19 protein-coding genes and 1 pseudogene are annotated in these 20010 nt (G+C 37.8%); 18 read left to right on the top strand and 2 right to left on the bottom strand.

Annotated elements, in window-relative coordinates:
* Positions 1-29: 29 nt before the first annotated feature.
* Positions 30-704, top strand: coding sequence for a zinc metallopeptidase (locus MKY09_RS10720; protein ID WP_251556021.1), 675 nt, complete (start codon positions 30-32; stop codon positions 702-704).
* A gap of 782 nt (positions 705-1486) precedes the next feature.
* Here the strand turns inward: MKY09_RS10720 and MKY09_RS10715 are convergent.
* On the bottom strand, positions 1487-2356 hold the full coding sequence (locus tag MKY09_RS10715; protein WP_340883710.1) for a YitT family protein: 870 nt from the start codon (positions 2354-2356) through the stop codon (positions 1487-1489).
* A gap of 102 nt (positions 2357-2458) precedes the next feature.
* Here MKY09_RS10715 and MKY09_RS10710 point away from each other — a divergent pair, with 102 nt between their 5' ends.
* The 17 genes and pseudogenes from MKY09_RS10710 to MKY09_RS10630 all read left to right on the top strand — a co-directional run.
* Entirely contained in the window at positions 2459-2791 is a 333-nt protein-coding gene (locus tag MKY09_RS10710; RefSeq protein ID WP_251555909.1) for a nucleotide pyrophosphohydrolase, read from the top strand.
* Positions 2792-2793: 2 nt separating this feature from the next.
* Positions 2794-3570: a 4-hydroxy-tetrahydrodipicolinate reductase gene (gene dapB / locus MKY09_RS10705; RefSeq protein ID WP_298469467.1), complete on the top strand. Its 777-nt coding sequence runs from the start codon at positions 2794-2796 to the stop codon at positions 3568-3570.
* Between the two features lie 12 nt (positions 3571-3582).
* Positions 3583-3990, top strand: a complete 408-nt coding sequence (gene mgsA, locus MKY09_RS10700) for a methylglyoxal synthase (RefSeq protein WP_169359559.1) — start codon at positions 3583-3585, stop codon at positions 3988-3990.
* 18 nt (positions 3991-4008) lie between these two features.
* On the top strand, positions 4009-5139 hold the full coding sequence (gene bshA / locus MKY09_RS10695) for an N-acetyl-alpha-D-glucosaminyl L-malate synthase BshA (RefSeq protein ID WP_340883708.1): 1131 nt from the start codon (positions 4009-4011) through the stop codon (positions 5137-5139).
* Positions 5140-6321: a CCA tRNA nucleotidyltransferase gene (locus tag MKY09_RS10690; protein WP_340883707.1), complete on the top strand. Its 1182-nt coding sequence runs from the start codon at positions 5140-5142 to the stop codon at positions 6319-6321.
* Positions 6305-7291 carry a biotin--[acetyl-CoA-carboxylase] ligase gene (locus MKY09_RS10685; RefSeq protein WP_340883706.1) on the top strand — a complete coding sequence of 329 codons (987 nt, stop codon included), beginning with the start codon at positions 6305-6307 and terminating at the stop codon, positions 7289-7291. Before MKY09_RS10690 ends, MKY09_RS10685 begins: the two co-directional genes overlap by 17 nt.
* 263 nt (positions 7292-7554) lie before the next feature.
* A complete protein-coding gene (gene panB / locus MKY09_RS10680) occupies positions 7555-8415 on the top strand; it encodes a 3-methyl-2-oxobutanoate hydroxymethyltransferase (RefSeq protein ID WP_340883705.1) in 861 nt (286 codons plus the stop codon).
* Entirely contained in the window at positions 8393-9241 is an 849-nt protein-coding gene (panC, locus tag MKY09_RS10675; RefSeq protein ID WP_340883703.1) for a pantoate--beta-alanine ligase, read from the top strand. The genes panB and panC overlap by 23 nt, the downstream gene beginning before the upstream one ends.
* A 2-nt stretch (positions 9242-9243) precedes the next feature.
* Positions 9244-9627: an aspartate 1-decarboxylase gene (gene panD, locus MKY09_RS10670; protein ID WP_169359553.1), complete on the top strand. Its 384-nt coding sequence runs from the start codon at positions 9244-9246 to the stop codon at positions 9625-9627.
* A gap of 323 nt (positions 9628-9950) precedes the next feature.
* The gene (gene dinG / locus MKY09_RS10665) at positions 9951-12704 is read left to right on the top strand and encodes an ATP-dependent DNA helicase DinG (RefSeq protein ID WP_298469476.1); all 2754 of its coding nucleotides are present in this window, start codon (positions 9951-9953) and stop codon (positions 12702-12704) included.
* 28 nt (positions 12705-12732) lie between these two features.
* The gene (locus MKY09_RS10660; RefSeq protein WP_144536843.1) at positions 12733-12903 is read left to right on the top strand and encodes a YpmA family protein; all 171 of its coding nucleotides are present in this window, start codon (positions 12733-12735) and stop codon (positions 12901-12903) included.
* Between the two features lie 2 nt (positions 12904-12905).
* A complete protein-coding gene (locus MKY09_RS10655) occupies positions 12906-13394 on the top strand; it encodes a DUF5590 domain-containing protein (RefSeq protein WP_251555882.1) in 489 nt (162 codons plus the stop codon).
* A gap of 28 nt (positions 13395-13422) precedes the next feature.
* On the top strand, positions 13423-14718 hold the full coding sequence (gene asnS, locus MKY09_RS10650; protein ID WP_169359550.1) for an asparagine--tRNA ligase: 1296 nt from the start codon (positions 13423-13425) through the stop codon (positions 14716-14718).
* Between the two features lie 73 nt (positions 14719-14791).
* Positions 14792-15502 (top strand): DnaD domain-containing protein, encoded by a 711-nt coding sequence (locus MKY09_RS10645; protein WP_251555881.1) that lies wholly within the window; start codon positions 14792-14794, stop codon positions 15500-15502.
* A gap of 10 nt (positions 15503-15512) precedes the next feature.
* Entirely contained in the window at positions 15513-16169 is a 657-nt protein-coding gene (gene nth, locus MKY09_RS10640; protein WP_169359601.1) for an endonuclease III, read from the top strand.
* Positions 16156-16464 carry a YpoC family protein gene (locus tag MKY09_RS10635; protein WP_251555877.1) on the top strand — a complete coding sequence of 103 codons (309 nt, stop codon included), beginning with the start codon at positions 16156-16158 and terminating at the stop codon, positions 16462-16464. The genes nth and MKY09_RS10635 overlap by 14 nt, the downstream gene beginning before the upstream one ends.
* 420 nt (positions 16465-16884) lie before the next feature.
* Positions 16885-17084, top strand: a pseudogene (locus MKY09_RS10630) (IS5/IS1182 family transposase); the annotation flags it as partial.
* Between the two features lie 281 nt (positions 17085-17365).
* Here the strand turns inward: MKY09_RS10630 and MKY09_RS10625 are convergent.
* Complete coding sequence (locus MKY09_RS10625) at positions 17366-20008, bottom strand: PBP1A family penicillin-binding protein (protein ID WP_298469485.1); 2643 nt, start codon at positions 20006-20008, stop codon at positions 17366-17368.
* Positions 20009-20010 lie beyond the last annotated feature (2 nt).

Genomic DNA, 20010 nt, shown 5'->3' with positions numbered 1-20010 from the left:
GATATCGAGAGGGGGAATTTCTGTTGGGAATGTATATCGTTTATTTTGCGATAATTTTATTGTTGCCACTATACGCACAAATGAAAGTAAAAAGTACCTATAAGAAATATTCCAAAGTCCGCTCCACTTCAGGAATGACTGGTGCAGAAGTAGCTAGACGAATATTAGATGAGAATGGTTTATATGAAGTTAAGGTAGTGGAAAGTAGCGGGTTTTTGAGTGATCATTATAACCCAATGACGAAAATAGTAGCTTTATCTAGCCATAACTACCATGAGGCTTCTGTAGCTGGAGCTGCAATAGCTGCCCATGAAGTTGGTCATGCGATTCAACATAAAGAGGCATACTCTTTCTTAACATTACGACACAAGTTAGTACCAGTAGCTAATATTTCTTCCAATGCCTCATGGGTATTTATCATGATTGGTATCTTTGCTACTTCTACTAATATGCTGTTATTAGGTATCATTCTTCTTGCTATGGGGGTTGTATTCCAAATCGTTACACTTCCTGTAGAGTTTAATGCTTCTAGTCGTGCTATGAACCAAATGGTTTCATTAGGAGTAATTAGAAACGAAGAAGAGCGTCACGCTAAAAAAGTATTAAGTGCAGCAGCATTAACATACGTTGCAGCAGCAGCAGTTGCCGTATTAGAATTATTACGTTTAGTATTAATCTATACAGGAATGTCAAGAAGCGAATAAACAAGAAAAGCGCAAGCGCCTGTCTCTGCCCCGACAGGCAAATGGAGAATAGCGAGGAGGCAGTTCCTCAGCCACCGGAGCTATTATCCATTTGACCCCGAGGGGTAAGGCGCTGAAGCTAGACATCAAGAAAAGCGCAAGCGCCTATGTCTGCCCCGACAGGCAAATGGAGAAAAGCGAGGAGGCAGTTCCTCAGCCACCGGAGCTTTTTACCATTTGACCCCGAGGGGCAAGGCGATAAACTCAATTTATCCATAGCTTCAGAATTTTATAAAACAAAGGAGACTATCTTAGCTTGTTGAGATAGTCTCTTTTAATGAATAGCTTTGTTAAAGTTATTGGTTGATTTTGACTAACAATTCCTTTTTATAGTGACTGTAAACATAAACAATTGAACTTTCAAATGGCTATTAAGAACATAAATAGATGATGAAAATGGGGTTGGTGACAGTTTTTTAGCTTTGTTTATGCGAGTAAATTTATTAGTTCTTTATCAATGCTAAAGCTGTTCCCATTTATTGATTGGAGCGAAGACGGCGACTCCAGTGGGATGAGTGAGACAGATAAGTCATCACAACCGCGCGCGTTAGCGACGGGTGATGGCTTATCGCTCACCCCACGGAAAGCGTCCGGCTGGGGCGGAAATCAATTCTACTCTCTGATCTAAGATTTCTTTGGATTATAAATCAACCCTACCCTTTAACATAGCCTAATGAATAACAACAATTCTTAACAAAAGAGCATGCTTACACTGTAGAAGTGTGAGCATGCTCTTTCATAATTTAAAGCAACGGTTTTTTTTGTTCATCTAACGTAAAGCCTTCGCCCATGACATCGTTCATTTCTGTTACCGAAACAAAGGCATGCGGATCAACAGAAGCTATAATCGTTTTTAAACGGATAATTTCATTTTTAGAAATGACACAATACAATACTTCACGATCTTTTTTCGTATAATGTCCGTATCCTTTTAAGACGGTAACCCCACGATCCATTTCATTTGTAATCCTATTTGCAATAGCGTCCTGATGGTCAGAAATTATAAATGCTCCACGAGCAGCATATGCACCTTCTTGAACAAAGTCAATTACACGTGCGCCTACAAATACTGCTACAAGCGTATACATCATAGAACGAATATCTAAGAAGGTTAACCAAGAAACCATGATAACCACGGCATCAAACATAAACATGGTTTTACCCATACTCCAACCAAGATACTTTTGAGCTAGTCTAGCAATAATGTCAACGCCACCAGTCGTTCCGCCAGCTCGGAAGATAATACCTAAACCAACACCGATAAACACACCAGCAAAAAGAGAGGCTAAAAATAAATCATCATTAATTCCTAGCTGAATTTCGTAGATTTGGGAAATTTTCAGGAATACGGAAACAGAAAAGGTTCCGATTAATGTATAATAGAACACTCTCCTACCTAAAAGCTTCCAACCCAAAATAAACATAGGTATATTTAATACTAAATTCATTACAGATACATCTAAATGAAAGACAAAGTACAAAATTAATGTTATTCCTGAAAAGCCGCCTTCCCCTAGTTCGTTTTGCATATTAAAGTGTACAAAGCCGAAACTAAATATTGCAGAACCTAAAATAATCATTAATATATTCTTTAATTTTAAACCAATCCCCATTGTACCACCTCATTTTATAGTCCATACTAAATCTATATTATTTTTTTGCTTTTGACAACACCCTTATATTTTTATTACGATGAATGAAGGAGAGTGAGATTAATGAAAGAAACAAAATCATTAAATATGCTTCAACAAGAAGTTGATACATACATAAACCAATTTAAAGAAGGTTATTTTCCTCCTATGGAGCTTCTAGCAAGATTAACAGAGGAGCTAGGTGAGCTTTCGAGAGAGGTACAACATAAGTATGGTACTAAGAAAAAGAAGCATACGGAAGTACAAAAAGAATTAGCTGATGAAATGGGAGACTTCTTCTTTGTGTTAATCTGTCTGGCTAACTCTGAGGGCATAGATTTAGAAGATGCCTTACAAAAAGTTTTACATAAATATAACACTCGAGATAAAGATCGCTGGACTAAAAAGGAGGACTAACTATGGTGATTAAAGTAGCTATAGCAGGACCAAGAGGGAAAATGGGAAGAGAAGCAGTTAGTACTGTTATTAAAAATGCAGAATTTTTATTGGTTGGACTACTAGATTCTAAAAAACATGAAGAAACTCTAGGAGATAATATACCTATCTTTACATCCCTAACTGAATTAATTGAAGAAACTGCTCCAGATGTTTTAGTGGATTTGACAGTTCCGTCTGCTGTATATGACCATACAATAACAGCATTAGAATATGGTGTAAGACCTGTAGTTGGAACGACTGGATTTTCTGATGCACAACTAGATAGTATTAGGAATTTAGTGGAAGAAAAACAAATTGGCTGTATCATTGCACCTAACTTTTCTATTGGTGCAGTATTAATGATGAAATTTGCTCAAACTGCTGCAAAGTATTTACCGGACGTAGAAATTATTGAAATGCATCATGACGAAAAAATAGATGCACCTTCGGGCACTGCTATTAAAACTGCTCAAATGATACAAAACACTAGAACAGAGGCAACGCAAGGACATCCACAGGAGGAAGAAATCCTTCCTGGAGCAAGAGGGGCGAATTTTGAAGGTATGAGAATTCATAGTGTTCGACTGCCAGGCTTAATCGCTCACCAACAGGTGTTATTAGGTGGAGACGGTCAACTATTAACATTGAGACATGACTCATTCAATAGAGGCTCTTTTATGTCTGGTGTGGTATTGTCTATTAAAGAAGTAATGTGTCAAAATAAATTAATATATGGATTAGAAGAGATTATTTTATAGGAGGAAAACGTGATGAGAATCGCATTGGTGGCTCACGATAAGAAAAAAGAGGATTTAATACAATTTGTAACAGCATATAAGCCTATTCTTGAAGAGCATGAGTTATTTGCTACTGGTACAACAGGTACACGGATTATAAATGAGGTCGGTCTCTCTGTTTTTAGGTATAAATCAGGTCCACTAGGCGGAGACCAACAAATTGGTTCTGCTATCGCTAATAATGAAATGGATATGGTTATTTTCTTTCGTGATCCCCTTACAGCGCAGCCTCACGAGCCGGATGTTACTGCTTTAATCCGCCTTTGTGACGTTTATCAAATCCCATTGGCAACTAATATGGGTACTGCTGAAATTCTCCTTAAAGGAATCGAAGAGGGGTTTCTAGACTGGCGTCTTTTAGAAGAACGTCGGGGTAGATAAAGAAAAGAGGACATATACATGCGTAAACTAAAAATAGGTATCACTTGCTATCCTACTGTTGGTGGTTCCGGAGTTATAGCTACTGAGCTAGGAAAAATGCTTGCTGAAAAAGGGCATGAGATCCATTTCATCACATCTAGTGTTCCCTTTCGTTTAAACAAAATTTATCCAACTATTACGTTCCACCAGGTGGAGGTAAATAGTTACTCTGTATTCCAGTATGCCCCTTATGATATTGCTTTGGCTAATAAAATGGCTGAAGTAATTCAAGATGAGGGCTTAGATGTTCTCCATGTCCACTATGCAATACCACATGCGGTTTGCGCAATCCTTGCTAAGGATATGGCTAATTCTGATATTGGAATTGTTACAACTTTGCATGGGACAGACATTACAGTTCTAGGTTATGATTCATCGTTGACGGGAGCCATTCAGTATGGAATTGAAAAGTCGGATGTCGTTACAGCCGTCTCTACATCGTTAGTGAAACAAACTAGAGAGCTAATTACGACCAAAAAAGATATTGAGACGATATATAATTTTGTGGATGAAAGAGAGTATCACAAAAAGGATGCAAACAACCTAAAAGAATTATTAGGCATTAAAGAGAATGAAAAGGTTGTCATCCATGTATCCAATTTTAGGAAAGTCAAGCACGTTCCGGATGTTGTAAAAAGCTTCGAATTAATGCATAAAGAAGTCCCAGCAAAACTCCTATTAGTAGGGGATGGTCCAGAAAAGCATCCAGTGATGGAATATGTGAAGGGTAAGCCAATTGAGAAAGACGTTCTTTTTCTTGGAAAACAAGAAAATGTTTCAGAGCTATATTCTATTTCTGATCTGATGCTACTGTTATCTGAAAAAGAGTCATTTGGTTTAGTATTACTGGAGGCAATGGCTTGTGAGGTTCCATGTATTGGAACTGCCGTCGGTGGTATACCTGAAGTAATAATACCTGGTGAAAATGGATATTTGGTACCTCTTGGAGATATAGACAGTGTTGCCGAATATGGTCTGAAAATATTGAAGGATCCTCATTTACATAACCAGTTAAAGGAAAGGGCAGTCCAAATCGTAAAGGAACGTTTTAGCTCCTCGCAAATAGTAGAGCAATATGAAAAGATGTATGAAAGAGTGGCGAAAAAATAAATGAAAAATCGATGGCCAGATGCTTATAAAGTAATCTCCGTACTTGAAAATGCTGGCTTCGAAGCATACGTGGTTGGTGGAGCAGTAAGAGACTTCGTGAGAGGTGTGCAAGCTAACGATGTAGACATAACAACTAATGCTTTACCACAACAAGTAAAAGAATTATTTGAACATACCATTGATGTGGGAATTGAACATGGAACTGTTCTTGTTGTTTTATCAGAACCAATTGAAGTTACAACCTTTCGATCGGAGACTACGTATAGTGACCATAGAAGACCGGATGAAGTTAAATTTGTTCATACGCTTAAGGAAGACTTAAAGAGACGTGATTTCACGATTAACTCGATGGCTTTAACTAAAGAAGATAAGTTAATCGACTTCTTCGGAGGAAGTTCCGATTTAGAAAAAGGTACGATCAAGGCAGTAGGGAATCCAAAGGAACGGTTTTCCGAGGATGCCCTTAGGATGCTACGAGCTATACGTTTTTCAGCACAATTAAATTTCACCTTAGATAGCTCGACACAAGCTGCCATCAAAGAGCTTCATCCTTTAATCAGTCATATCTCTATAGAGAGAGTAAAAGTAGAGCTAGAGAAAATTTGGGTTAGTAATTACCCCTCCAAAGGAATGGATTTGTTTGTTTCGACTGGAATATCTCAACATTTCGTAGGGAATTGGGTAGATTCAATCTCTAAATGGGGAGATTTTAATAGCTTTGGGATGAAAGCAAATGGATGGGCATTTTTCATATTAATGAATAAAGATTCTAACCATACTGAGCTACTTTCTGCCTTTAAATGCTCCAATTTAGAAAAAAAACACGTCAAGGAAGTGCTCCGTGCTGTGGAATCTTTGAATAATGGGAGCTGGGATTCTGTGGAGCTGTTTCAGTTTTCGGATGAAGTATTGATTGCAGCAGCGAGCTATGGAAGGGTCCTATTTAATATCGAGCATTCATATACCCCAGAGATCTTGAGAGAAGAAAAAAAGAAGTTAGCTATTTCGTCTAAGCGAGATGTAGTAGTTAGTGGCAATGATTTAATGGAATGGAAGCAGGAAAAAAGAGGCCCTTGGATTAAAGAAGCTTTAGATAAGTTAACAATAATGATTTTGAACGAAGAACTAAAAAACGACAGAGCACAGATAAAGGAATGGTTTTTTCGTGAGTATATCAATTAAAGAAAGAATTATTTCGAGACTCCAGGCTGCAAAGGGAGACCCAATTTCTGGTCAAGCACTCGCAGAAGAACTAGAGATTTCTAGAACGATGGTATGGAAGTATCTTAAAGGACTTGGAGAAGAAGGCTACGAAATTGAAGCTATAAAGAAAAAAGGCTATATTCTTAAACAGATGCCGGATACTTTAGCTAGTGAACGTATTTCACTTCATCTCGAAACAAAAGAACTAGGTAAAAATATTATATATTATCCGGTTTGTGATTCTACTCAGACGATTGCTACAAACAAAGCGAGAGAGGGTGTCGCTCATGGAACGTTAGTAGTATCAGAGGAGCAGACTGCTGGTCGTGGTAGACTAGACCGTTCTTGGGAATCTTCAGCTGGAAAGGGGATCTGGATGAGTCTCATACTCCGACCTAATATTAGTCCTCAATTTGCTGCACAGTTTACGCTAGTAGCTGCTGTAGCAATCGCCAGAGCAATAGAAGATACTACAACCTGTGTGCCAAGCATTAAATGGCCTAATGATCTGCTCATTAATGGGAAGAAAGTGACTGGCATCCTTACCGAGCTTCAGTCAGATATGGACCGTGTACAAGCTATTATTATTGGAATGGGTATCAATGTAAATCAGACATCAGAATCCTTTGAAGGACCTTTGGAATCTATTGCCACTTCTTTAAAGTTGGAAACTGGAGAACATGTAGACAGAGCTCTCCTAGCTGCCAAAGTTCTATTTTATCTAGAAAAATATAGTGATATGTACATCACTCTAGGTTTTGAACCTATTAAACTCATTTGGGAGAGCTATAACTGTACTATTGGCAATAGGATTAGAGCTACTACTCTTAGGGATACAATTGAGGGACAGGCTATTGGCATTACTAATGATGGAGCTTTGCAGCTTCAATTAGATAATGGAGAAATAAAAGGTATTTATTCGGCTGATATTGATTTACTCAAAATTTAATTTGGACGTTTTCGTCTAATTCTGTTATTCTGTATGCGAAGGGTAGTATCTTTTTAGAACTACACCGGTAAGTTACTTTTTTAAATTAAATAGTCTGCCTTGATCTATGAATGACAGGGACGGAGAAAACCGATGAATTTAAATTTTCTGCCCTTCTGTCCAAGTTAGGATTGAAGGGCTTTATATTTGGTTTTCTCTTCTATTTTACCAAAGGTAAGCTTATGTGCTAGACCGAGGTAATAATTTTATAAGGAGGGAAATGGATGAAAACAACGAGTGATTTTTTGAAAATGAAAAGTAATGAAGAAAAGATTTCTATGATCACAGCTTATGACTTCCCAACAGCCAAATTTGCTGAAGAAGCTAATGTCGATATGATTTTGGTAGGGGATTCAGTTGGGATGGTAGTGCTAGGGTACGATTCTACCGTAACAGTTACGATGAATGATATGATTCATCATGGTAAAGCTGCTAGAAGAGGAGCACCGAATACATTTTTAGTTGTGGATATGCCATTTGGAACATATCACGGAAATATCGATCAGTCGCTCTCTAACGCAGTTCGTTTAATGCAGGAGACGGGTGCACAGGCTGTAAAGCTAGAGGGAGCAGGAGCAATTATACCTGTAATTGAAAAGCTGACATTTGCTGGTATACCGGTAGTCGCTCATTTAGGATTGTTACCTCAATCTGCAGGAGTTCTGGGTGGATATAAAGTGCAAGGGAAAACTGCGGAAGCTGCGCAAAAACTAATTGAAGATGCCAAAAAATGTGAGCAGGCGGGAGCTTGTGCTGTCGTGTTGGAGTGTATCCCTTATCAGCTAACAGAGCAAATATCGAGTGCTCTCATGGTACCAACGATAGGAATAGGAGCTGGTTCGACTGCGGACGGCCAAGTATTAGTATTCCATGACTTGGTTAAGTATGGATCTCATCATATACCGAAGTTCGTAAAAGAATATGCGAATGTGGGGGAACCTATTTTAAGCGGTATTAAGAAGTATGTAGAAGAAGTTAAAAATGGTGCATTCCCTGCTACAGAGCATTCTTTCACCATGAAGGATGATCAACTAAACCAACTATACGGAGGTAATCCTAGCCATGCAAACAGTACAAAAGATTGATGAACTTAAAGCAATTATTGCAAAACATAAACAACACTCTATTGGTTTTGTACCAACGATGGGGTATCTACACGAAGGCCACCAAGCACTACTTACTAGAGCTCGAGCAGAAAACGAGTTCGTAGTTGCTAGTATCTTTGTAAATCCAGCACAGTTTGGACCAAATGAAGATTTAGATAGATATCCAAGAGATATTGAACGAGATACAAAGATTGCTGTAGAATCTGGAGTAGATTTACTATTTGTTCCAACGCCTGATGAAATGTATCCTTTTGAAAGTGGGATTACGATACATGCCGGTGATATTTCTACCAAGCTATGTGGTTCCACACGTCCAGGTCACTTCGATGGTGTACTAAAAGTAGTATCTAAGCTATTTCATTTAGTTCAACCTACAAAGGCATATTTTGGACAAAAGGACGCTCAGCAGCTTGCGATTATTAAGCTGTTTGTTGAAGCATACAATTTCCCGCTAGAAATAGTTGCTGTTCCAACTATACGTGAAGAAGATGGATTGGCTAAAAGTTCGCGAAATGTATTTCTTAGCGCGCAAGAACGTGAAGTTGCCCCTCATATTTACAAGGCGCTTACGCTGGCAAAAGAGAACGTGCATCGCACGGGGGATGTACAAAAGGCTATTGCTGAAGCTAAACAATATATAATTGAAAACACATCTGGTAAAATAGATTACCTGGAGGCTTTGGCTTATCCAACACTACAACCTGTAAACGAGTACACAGAAGAAGTCTTATTTGCAGCTGCCGTATTTTTTGAAAAAGCAAGATTAATTGATAATATAATAGTTAATATGAAGGAAGTGCAGTAATAATGTTAAGAATGATGTTAAACAGTAAAATTCACCGAGCAGTAGTCACTGAGGCGGATTTAAACTATGTAGGCAGTATTACAATTGACCAAAATATCCTGGATGCAGTAGGAATGCTGCCAAATGAAAAGGTTCATATTGTCAATAACAATAATGGGGCACGCTTTGAAACATATATTATCGCAGGAGAACGTGGAAGCGGTGTAATTTGTGTAAATGGAGCTGCAGCACGCCTTGTTCAACGTGGAGATATAGTAATTATCTTGTCTTATGCATACGTAATGAATGAAGAAGCAAAAAACCATCGTCCAACAGTAGGAATTATGAACTCAGATAATACGATTAACCAAATTATCAACTACGAGCCAGAAGCAACAGTCATGTAATAATTGCACATGGAGGTGGCTGGAGAAAAAAGCCCCTGGATTTCAAAAGTCCCCGGAAATTTTACCAATCGTAAAATTTCCGGGGCTTTGTTTTTTATTGCTATTGCAACTTTCTCTCTAACAAGCTAGATCTGCACATTTTTTCGTCTAAATAGGATTTGAATTGTTTATTTGAGAATGAAAGAAGTAGGGATAATAATTTTAATTTTTTTTAAGTCCTACATATATTTCGTTTCTAATAAAGTAATGTGGTACAATTTTTAAAAAGCAGTGCTCGAGCGCTTGTTAGAATGCTTTTAATTTTAATGATGGTGAGATGAAGTGTGTTGGAAAATCATAAATATGCAGTTGTCGATATTGAAACAACAGGCCATTCATCTGCCAATGGTGACCGAATTATTCAGCTTGCAATTGTTTTTATAGAAAATAATAAAATAACGGGCTCCTTTAATACGTTTGTAAATCCGCAAAAACAAATTCCTCTATTTATTCAGGATCTAACTAACATCAAGGAAGAAGATGTCAAGGATGCTCCTAGATTTGAAGAGATTGCCCCAAAAGTGTTGGAAATGTTGCAAGATCATATTTTTGTTGCTCATAATACGAACTTTGACTTAACGTTTCTTCAGCAGGAGCTAAAACGTGTAGGATTACCTAAATTAGTTTGTAAATCGATTGATACAGTGGAATTTGCAAAGCTGATGTTTCCTAATATTTATAGTTATAAACTTCAGGATATAGCAAATGAGCTACATATAGAGCTTGAATCTGCCCACCGAGCAGATGACGATGCGAAGGCTACAGCTTATTTACTGCTGAAATGTTTTGATCAGCTACAAACGCTGCCAATGAAAACAATAGAACTTTTACATAAGAGATCCTTTCAATTAAAATCCAATCTAGCTCTTATATTTTTTGAAGTGCTGACGATGAAAAGAAAAATGTATGACTCAAAGGATTATTTAGAATATCGAGGGATCCCTTTACAATATGAAAGAGATGAGCCTCTTCCAACGCAAAGTGAGCTAGTTTACCCAAGCTCTTTCGACGAAAAGAAGCAGTTATTCCAACAAGGAAGTTTAAAGCTGGAGGAAAGAACTGGCCAATTTGAGCTTATGGATAGAATTCACCTAGCGCTGTCCGAATCTAGAGAAATAGTATGTGAGGCCGAGACTGGGATAGGTAAAACATTAGGGTATTTAATCCCTGCTGCTATTTATGGAATAGAGCAAGGAAAGCCAATTATTATTAGTACCTACACTACTCATCTTATTGATCAACTAATAAATGAGGAAATACCGAAGCTTCATGACATTTTGAATATAAATCTTCGAGTAGCTAAACTAAAAGGGATTAACCACTATATTGACCTTTATCGTTTTTGGGAGCATCTTCAGCAAGATGACGAGTCATATGATGAAACCTTCACTATCATGCAGATTTTAGTTTGGCTTACTATGACAGAGGAGGGTGATCTTTCTGAGCTTAATGTCTCTGGAGGTGGTTTACTCTTTGTTGATAAAATAAGAAGAACCTCTGAGAAGATGATAAACGACGTAAAAGGAATTGACTTTTATGAGAGAGCACTTCTTCGGAGTAAGGATTGCGATATACTTGTGACGAATCATTCTATGATCATAGCAGACAAGGATAGAGAAGTTAAACTTTTAGAGAATGGCTGTGCAACTATCATTGATGAAGCACATCAAATGATCCATGCTAGTATTTCTCGAAAAGAACGTATTTTTTCCTATACTAATTGGAAGTATATTTTAGGCCAATTTGGAACGTTAGATACCGATCATCTACTTTACAAACTGTCGCTTATAAACGTCTCTTTATCCGTACGACTCCGCATAGAGAAGCTTTTTGTAAATGTTGTAGAGTCGTTTGATCTCGCTATGTCTCACATCATTTCTTCTATACAAAGCTTCCCTCATAAATCTAAAAGTACGAAACGTACGAATACGATGGAAGAGTTAGAACTAGATAAATCATATTTTATCAAAGTAGCTAAAAATCTGCAGACGTTTATATATTCCACAAAGCCATATGTTGGCTCGTCCAAGAAAAACCTATTGGACCCTCAATTAATAGTTATCGTAAATGAGTGGGAATATTGGCTACGGGAGCTAGAGATTAAAGTAAGTGAGTGGGATGAAATATTTCTTCAGGATGGTGAAGAAGAAGCAAAATGGCTCGAACTAGATAATAGGAGTGTGCCAGGGAGCCTTACTATCATCAAAAGACCATTAGATTATCAAGAGGATATAAAAGAAGCAATGGCTCCGTTAAGAGATAGTGGAGGTATTATTTGGACGTCGGGGACTTTGACCGTACCATCTAACAAATACTTTATCACTTCACAGCTAGGGCTTAGTTCGAGTGTGCCGATTCATCAATTTAAAGTAGAATCTAATTTTTATAATGGGGCAGAGCTCCTAATTATTGAAGATATGCCGGATATTCAGCAAGTTTCACAATCTGACTATATTGAGTCAGTGGCAGAAGCAATTGTTCAGACAGTGCTAGTAACTGGCGGAAGATGCTTTGTATTATTCACCTCACAAGATATGCTTCGAAAAACGGTTGAGTTAATACAAGAGACTAACCTGCTCGAAGATTATATGCTGTTTGCCCAAGGGATTACAACTGGCAGTAGAATGCGTCTATTAAAATCCTTTCAACGCTTCTCGAAATCTGTACTTTTCGGCACCAATAGCTTTTGGGAGGGCGTAGATGTGCCAGGGGAGGCACTGTCTGTCGTGATCATGGTGCGTTTACCTTTTTCATCACCAGATGACCCATTATTTAAAAAACGTGCAGAATTAATGAGCAGAAACGGGCTTAACCCATTTTCATCCTACTCTTTACCAGAAGCAGTTCTAAGATTTAGACAAGGATTTGGTCGTTTAATTCGTTCCTCCGCTGATAAGGGAGTATTTATCGTATTAGATAGAAGAATTGAGACTAAGTCGTATGGGGCTGATTTTTTACAGGCGATTCCTAACATACCTGTAAAGAAAGTATCACTAGAAAATATAGTCTTAGAGCTAGAAAATTGGTATACTAATTAAGGATGAGTATTAGAAAGCGGGTAGAAATATGGAAAACAAAATCGAAGTCATCTCCACCGTCACCGTACAATACCAATCAGATCTATACAAAATAGTAGATGCATTGAACCGTTCTTTGAAGGAAAAGGATTTAATGTTTGGATTGGCATTAGATAAAGAAGACCAAGAAAAAGCAGTCTTTACCATTTACAGGACCTAAATATGGCACTTAAAAGATGGCTATTATTTATCGTTATTTTTACAATTAGCCTAACCGCAATCCTTAGCATTCTTATATATACTCAGGCTCGGGAGCCATTTAAGGAAGCCTTAACGTCTGCAGAATCTTATACACTAAAGAATAACTTATTGGAGACAATTGATGAATCCTATGTGTATAATAGTACCGACTCTTATCAGACGATTATAGGTAACACAAAAGATGGCGCCAAAAAAGCATTTTTTATCCCTCTGAAGGCAAATGAAGAGCCTATCATGGAGGTAAGCTTTGAAGAGGGTATATCAAAAGAAGAAGCCATCTCCATCGTTTTGGATGGAGAGCAAGAAAGTAAGGTGCTCCACGCTAAGTTAGGTGTGGAAGAGGTTGGCCCTGTATGGGAGATTACCTTTGTCAATTCAAAGGATAATCTAAACTACGTTTATCTATTATTTGATAACGGCGACTGGTGGAAGAGAATATCCAATTTGTAAAATTTATTTATGACTAATGGAGGACAACATGAAAAAAATTATGATTAAAGATATGGCCAACCATGTCGGAGAAACAATAAAACTTGGGGCTTGGCTTGCGAACAAGCGCTCAAGCGGAAAAATTGCCTTTTTACAGCTACGTGATGGCTCCGGCTTTGTACAAGGAGTAGTAGTAAAGGAAGTTGTTGGAGAAGAAATTTTCCAAACAGCAAAAGGGTTAACTCAAGAAACTTCTATGTATATCACTGGAGAAGTAACTAAAGATGAACGCTCATCTTTTGGATATGAGCTACAAGTAAAAGAAATCGAAGTAATTCACGCTGCGGTTGATTATCCTATTACACCAAAAGAGCATGGAACTGAATTTCTTATGGACAACCGTCATTTATGGCTGCGTTCTAGAAAACAACACGCAATTATGAAAATTCGTAATGAAATAATTCGTGCTACATATGAATTCTTTAATGAAAATGGATTTGTAAAAATGGATCCACCAATTTTAACTGGATCTTCTCCTGAAGGAACTTCAGAGCTTTTCCATACAAAGTATTTTGATGAGGATGCATATTTATCTCAATCTGGACAACTATACATGGAAGCTGCAGCAATGGCATTAGGAAAAGTATTCTCCTTTGGACCAACATTCCGTGCAGAAAAATCTAAAACACGACGTCACTTAATTGAATTTTGGATGATCGAGCCAGAGATGGCGTTTGTAGAATTCGATGAGAATCTAGAAGTACAAGAGCAATACGTGGCATATATTGTCCAATCTGTTCTTAAAAACTGTCAATTAGAATTAGAACGTTTAGGACGCGACACTTCTAAATTAGAAAAAATTCAAGCACCATTCCCACGTATCACGTATGATGATGCAATTAAGTTTTTACACGAGAAAGGCTTTGATGATATTGAATGGGGAGATGATTTCGGATCACCGCATGAAACAGCTATCGCAGAAAGCTATGATATGCCAGTATTCATCACGCATTATCCTATAGGCATTAAACCATTCTACATGCAGCCTCATCCAGACAGAGACGATGTTGTATTATGTGCGGACTTAATCGCTCCTGAAGGATATGGTGAGATTATCGGTGGATCAGAACGTATTCATGATTATGATTTACTAAAACAACGTCTTGCAGAGCATAAATTAGATGAATCGGCTTATGCATGGTATTTAGAGCTACGTAAACAAGGGTCTGTTCCTCACTCAGGGTTTGGGCTTGGATTAGAACGTACAGTAGCTTGGTTAAGTGGAGCAGAACACGTACGTGAATCTATCCCATTCCCAAGACTATTAAACCGTTTATATCCATAATAAGAATCAGAAAGAAAGAACATTTACGTTAATAAACTTTTACAGCGTATTATATAAGAAAGGGAGTGCGAGTATGCAAAAGCGAAATCGGCTCCGAATCTGGACAGAGCAGGGAAATGTAACCATTTCCCAGCTTTTTTTTAGCCATTACAAGGCCATTAATGTCAAGGACGAGGAAGCTATTCTGCTATTACATCTTATCGCTTTTGGAGAAGCGGGTAACCACTTTCCAACCCCTCAAAACTTAGTGGAACGTACACATTTTAACGAACATAAAGTAGTGACGATTTTACAACGTCTTGTCCAAAAGGGATTAATCCAAATTGAACAGCATATGGACGAAAATGGAGTTCATTATGAATACTATGATTTTAATCATTTATGGGAGCTTTTGGTCGATTGCGTAGAGCAACAAAACCTTAATAAAGAAGACGAAGAAGTGAAGGGCGAAGAAGGCGAAATTTACAAATTATTTGAAGCTGAATTCGGTAGATTGTTATCTCCAATGGAATATGAAACAATTGGAATGTGGTTTGACCAGGACAAGCATTCTGCCTCTTTAATAAGGCTAGCTTTGAAAGAGGCTGTCTTATCTCAAAAGCTAAGCCTGCGCTATATAGACCGCATATTATTCGAGTGGAAAAAGAAAAATATAAAAACAGTAGAAGCTGCAGAAAATCAGTCGGCTCAGTTTAGACAGCATATACCAATGCAAAGACCAAAGGAGCAATCCTTAGATGCGGCGAAAGTTCCTTTTTACAATTGGTTAGAAGAAAGAGAGTAGGTGGAGAACGTTGCTTACAAAGGCCCAATGGCATTTTTGTTTAGAGGAAATGGAAAGGATGTTTCCGGATGCTCATTGTGAGTTAGTCCACGATAATCCTTTTGAATTATTAGTAGCTACACTTTTATCAGCGCAATGCACGGATGTGCTTGTAAATAAAGTAACTAAAAATTTGTTCCAAAAATATAAAAAGCCCGAAGACTATTTAGCAGTTTCAATCGAAGAGCTACAAAACGACATACGTTCAATCGGCCTATATCGTAATAAGGCAAAAAATATTCAAGCGCTTAGTAAGCAACTAATAGAGCTTTATAATGGAGAAGTACCGGAAGACAGAGATCTACTTACTACTTTTCCAGGAGTAGGGCGCAAAACTGCTAACGTAGTTGTTTCAGTTGCTTTTGACATTCCTGCCATTGCCGTCGATACTCATGTCGAAAGAGTATCGAAGCGATTAGGACTATGTCGATGGAAGGACTCTGTCCTACAGGTCGAGGAAACGTTAATGAAAAAGACTCCGATTGAATCCTGGTCCAAGGCACATCACCAGCTTATATTTTTTGGCCGCTACCATTGCAAGGCACAAAATCCCAATTGCCCACAATGTCCGTTACTGCCTGTGTGCAGAGAGGGTAAAAAAAGGATGAGTAAAGTTGTCCAAGCTTAAAAAAGAAGACTTTGTCGGACTTTTTGCAAAGTGGTCAAAGATGCGAGATGAGATACAAGCTCATTATAAAAAAAGAAATAACGGGTCTATTGATTTAATGGAAAAAGGAATTGATCTGTTAAACGAGTTAATTGACCTTGCAGATGGCACTTGTCCATTAAACTATCAGGAACGTTTTACTTTTATAAAACAGAACTATAAAACTTTTGCGGCGTTTCGACAGCTGGATGAATTATTTAAAGAAACGGAAAAGAAGCTTGCTCTTCGCTTTATTATGGAATCAAGAAAACCTTAATTATTCAACAATGCCCCATATGTACTGCCTACTAAAAGTTAGATACTAAACTAACTTAGAGAGGGAGTCCATATGGGGCATTTTTAGATTAGGGCAGTTTAAATATAAAAAAATATGGCTATGTTAAAGGCGAGTGCACTGAAAAAGTACTTTTAAACTCTTAGAGGTAGAGTATGAATAAAGGCTCCTATTTCCTGAGACCGTGTCTTTCCGTTCCGAGCGGATGCTTTCCTGGGGGCGGCCCGGCAAGCCTTCTCCCTCGCTGCGCTCAGTCCGGGTGCTCGCCGTGGCCGCTAATCCCCTAGGAGTCACCGCTCTGCACTCCAATCCACTATAGAATTTATTAAAAATGTACTCAGGCAAAAAAATTCTTTTATTGCTATACTAAAGAAAAGTAAATGCAGGGGTGCGCACAATGATAAATATAATTTTGAGGTGGAAAAATGTAAAATATGCCCTTTCAGAGTTGGGTGTTACAAAGAAGGATAAAGAGTGGATACGGCTACGATACAGCGATTAGCACGAGTCTTTTTGGCATGGAAATACAAGGAGCCACAACCATATTTGCGGTCAACCTGAAGCGAATCCTAAAGTTACTTAACGAAGGAGAGCAAGAATAAGGCAATGAAAAAGGATGTTTTCTGTTCAATTTGAACAAAAAGTACCCTTTTTTAATTTTCAAAACAAATTTATTATAAAAACGTAAGTATTTCAGTGCCCTCTTTAAAGGGTAGGGTTGGTATTTCGTGAAACGAGTTCGTTTGTGAAATGTTACACTTAAACTAAAGTAAGCAATAAAAAATCACTTTATAAATTCAAGAAACAATTAAAAAACGAGGAAAGGGTTATAATCCCATTTCCTCGTTCTTTTTTTAATCATTTTAAGTAATAATCGGATAGTTTAAGGTGTAGATCCGGTTTCTGTGCCGTCTTCAGGGGTTTCCTCAGGATTTTCTCCATCGGTGCCTCCATCTTCTTGACCACCATCATTATTACCACCATTACCGTTGTTGTTACCATTGCCATTATTACCACTATTACCGTCATTACCGTTTCCATTATTACCATTGTTACCGTTATTACCATTACCATTACCGTTGTTACCATTGTTACCATTGTTACCAGGTTGGTTTTCATTCTCGCCCTCGGTATCTTCTGGTTTTTCTTCCTCCGAGTCAGGAGACTCGAGATCTTCTTCTTCGATACCTTCGAGTACTAGCTCTACACTAGCTGATTCACTTCGAACATCCTCAGCTATTGCTGTAACGGTAAATAAATATTTACTACCAGGGATTAGAGCTTGAACAATTAACCCTGTTTTATCTGTTGTTTGTAAAATTTCGCTTGGACCGTTGTCAATAGAGACCGCTACCTCAAACTGAACGTTAACATCTTCTTCGCCTTCAGGTCCTTCGAAGTCCCAATCTAATGTTGCTGATGATGTTATTTCATCATATTGCACAGATAGGTTAGAAGGGGCATTTAGTTCTAGCTGGTCATATTCCTCAGATACTTGTTTAGGCTCTGTCCCTTTAACAAATAACTCTGTTAGCTTCATATTTTCAGGTGTATACTCACTAGCTAATTTTAATGGATTAGAACCTCTTTCAACTGTTACTTCTACGACTGAATTAGGCTTTTTAAATCTTTCTGTTTTCTGTCCTTCTGAAATACTTCCCATAATTTCTTTAAAGATTCGTTGTGGAAGACTTCGTTCTTCGGCAGTTGTAATAGCAGAGTTGTCATCATAACCTGACCAAACAGTTACTGAATAGTTAGTTGTGTACCCTGCAAACCATACATCTGGAACACCTTTTTTATCTCCGCTGAAATTGGACGTACCAGATTTTCCTGCTACATCTAATCCGCTGATTGCTGCAGCCTTACCAGTTCCTTTTGTTAAAACATCACGTAAAACGTCTGTAATAATGTAAGCTGTTGAATCCTTCATAACTGTCTTGGATTCAGGCTTGTAATTTTTCTCTGTTTTGCCATCTCTGTATACAATTTTGTTAATAGCATATGGTTCTGTATGATTCCCGTTATTACCAAACGCAGCGTATGCTCCTGCTAGTTGAATAGGGGACATAAATTTTGAAATACCACCAATTGCATAGGCTTCATTTACTGTGCCGATATCTACTCCAAATCGACTAATAAATTCTCTTGCGTTCTTAGTACCTACTTCTTTTAATGTTTTGACTGCTGTAGTATTGCGAGATTTATATAATGCTTCACGCATAGTCATAGCACCTAGATATTTATTATCGGCATTACGTATTACTTGATCAGTACCTGTATACTTAATATCTTCATCTACGATGGTTTGAGCAGGTGACCAGTCTAAAAATTCTACAGCTGGACCATAGTCTATTAAAGGCTTAATAGTCGAACCAGGTGAGCGTTCTTTCATATCATGCGCATGATTATATCCTCGATCTACTCCGTAATTTCTTCCTCCACCAGCAGCGACAACTGCTCCAGTCTTAGTATCAATTACTGCAACACCAGCTTGTATATCTTCAGTAGGGAAGATGTCTGAGTTTAAGGTTTCTTCTACTTTCTCTTGAGCTTTCGGTTGAAGTGTAGTATGGATAGTTATACCTTCGGAAATAGCATCTGCATCTCCATTTTCTTCAAGTTCTTCTAATACTATATCGATAAATGCATCGTATTTAGAATCTTGGTTCGCTACTCTTTGATCTTCGGGTAGAAGGGAGTCAGCAACTGGAATAGCTTGGGCTGCTTTCATTTCCTCATCTGTTATTTTGCCATGAAGATTCATTAAGTAAAGAACTGTATTTCTTCTCTTTTCAGCAAGTTCTGGATTTTTAAAAGGGTTATAGTTATTAGGACTTTGAGGCATTCCCGCTAATACAGCCATTTCATGTAATTCAAGATCCTTTAGTTCTTTCCCATAAAAATATTTAGAAGCAGTACCAAAGCCATAAATACGTCCTGACATTAAAATTTTGTTGAAATACATTTCAAAAATTTCTTCTTTTTTATATTCACGCTCTAATTGTAGAGCTAAATGGGCTTCTTGAGCTTTACGTTTTATTGTTTTTTCATTTGTAAAGAAAGAGTTTTTGACAACCTGTTGAGTAATTGTACTTGCACCCTGTGCACCAAATCCATCCTTCAGGTTGGCTAAAACGGCTTTACCTAAACGTAAGACATCTACTCCCATGTGATCGTAGAAACGAACATCCTCTGTTGCCAAAATGGCATCTTCCATTTGTTGAGGAATTTCCTCATAGGATATATATTCTCGGCTTTCACTTCCGACGGTTGCAAACTCTTCACCGTTTGCGTCTAATAGTTTAGGACTGATCGGGTCTTTTAGTAATTCCTCATCTAAATCTGGTGCTGTGCTTGCATAATATGCATAAACGGACCCACCAGTTATTAATCCTACTAATCCAATTGCTAAAATTGCTATCATGATACGTTTTAGCCATGTTTTTGCAGGTTTTGTTTGTTTTTTCTTTTGTTCAAGTTGTTGTTTTCTTCTTTGTCCACGAGTAGATTTTTGCTCACTCATAA

The organism is Psychrobacillus sp. FSL K6-4046, from assembly GCF_038624605.1.
Classification (GTDB): Bacteria; Bacillota; Bacilli; order Bacillales_A; family Planococcaceae; genus Psychrobacillus.
This window is presented reverse-complemented; position numbering and strand designations above follow the sequence as displayed.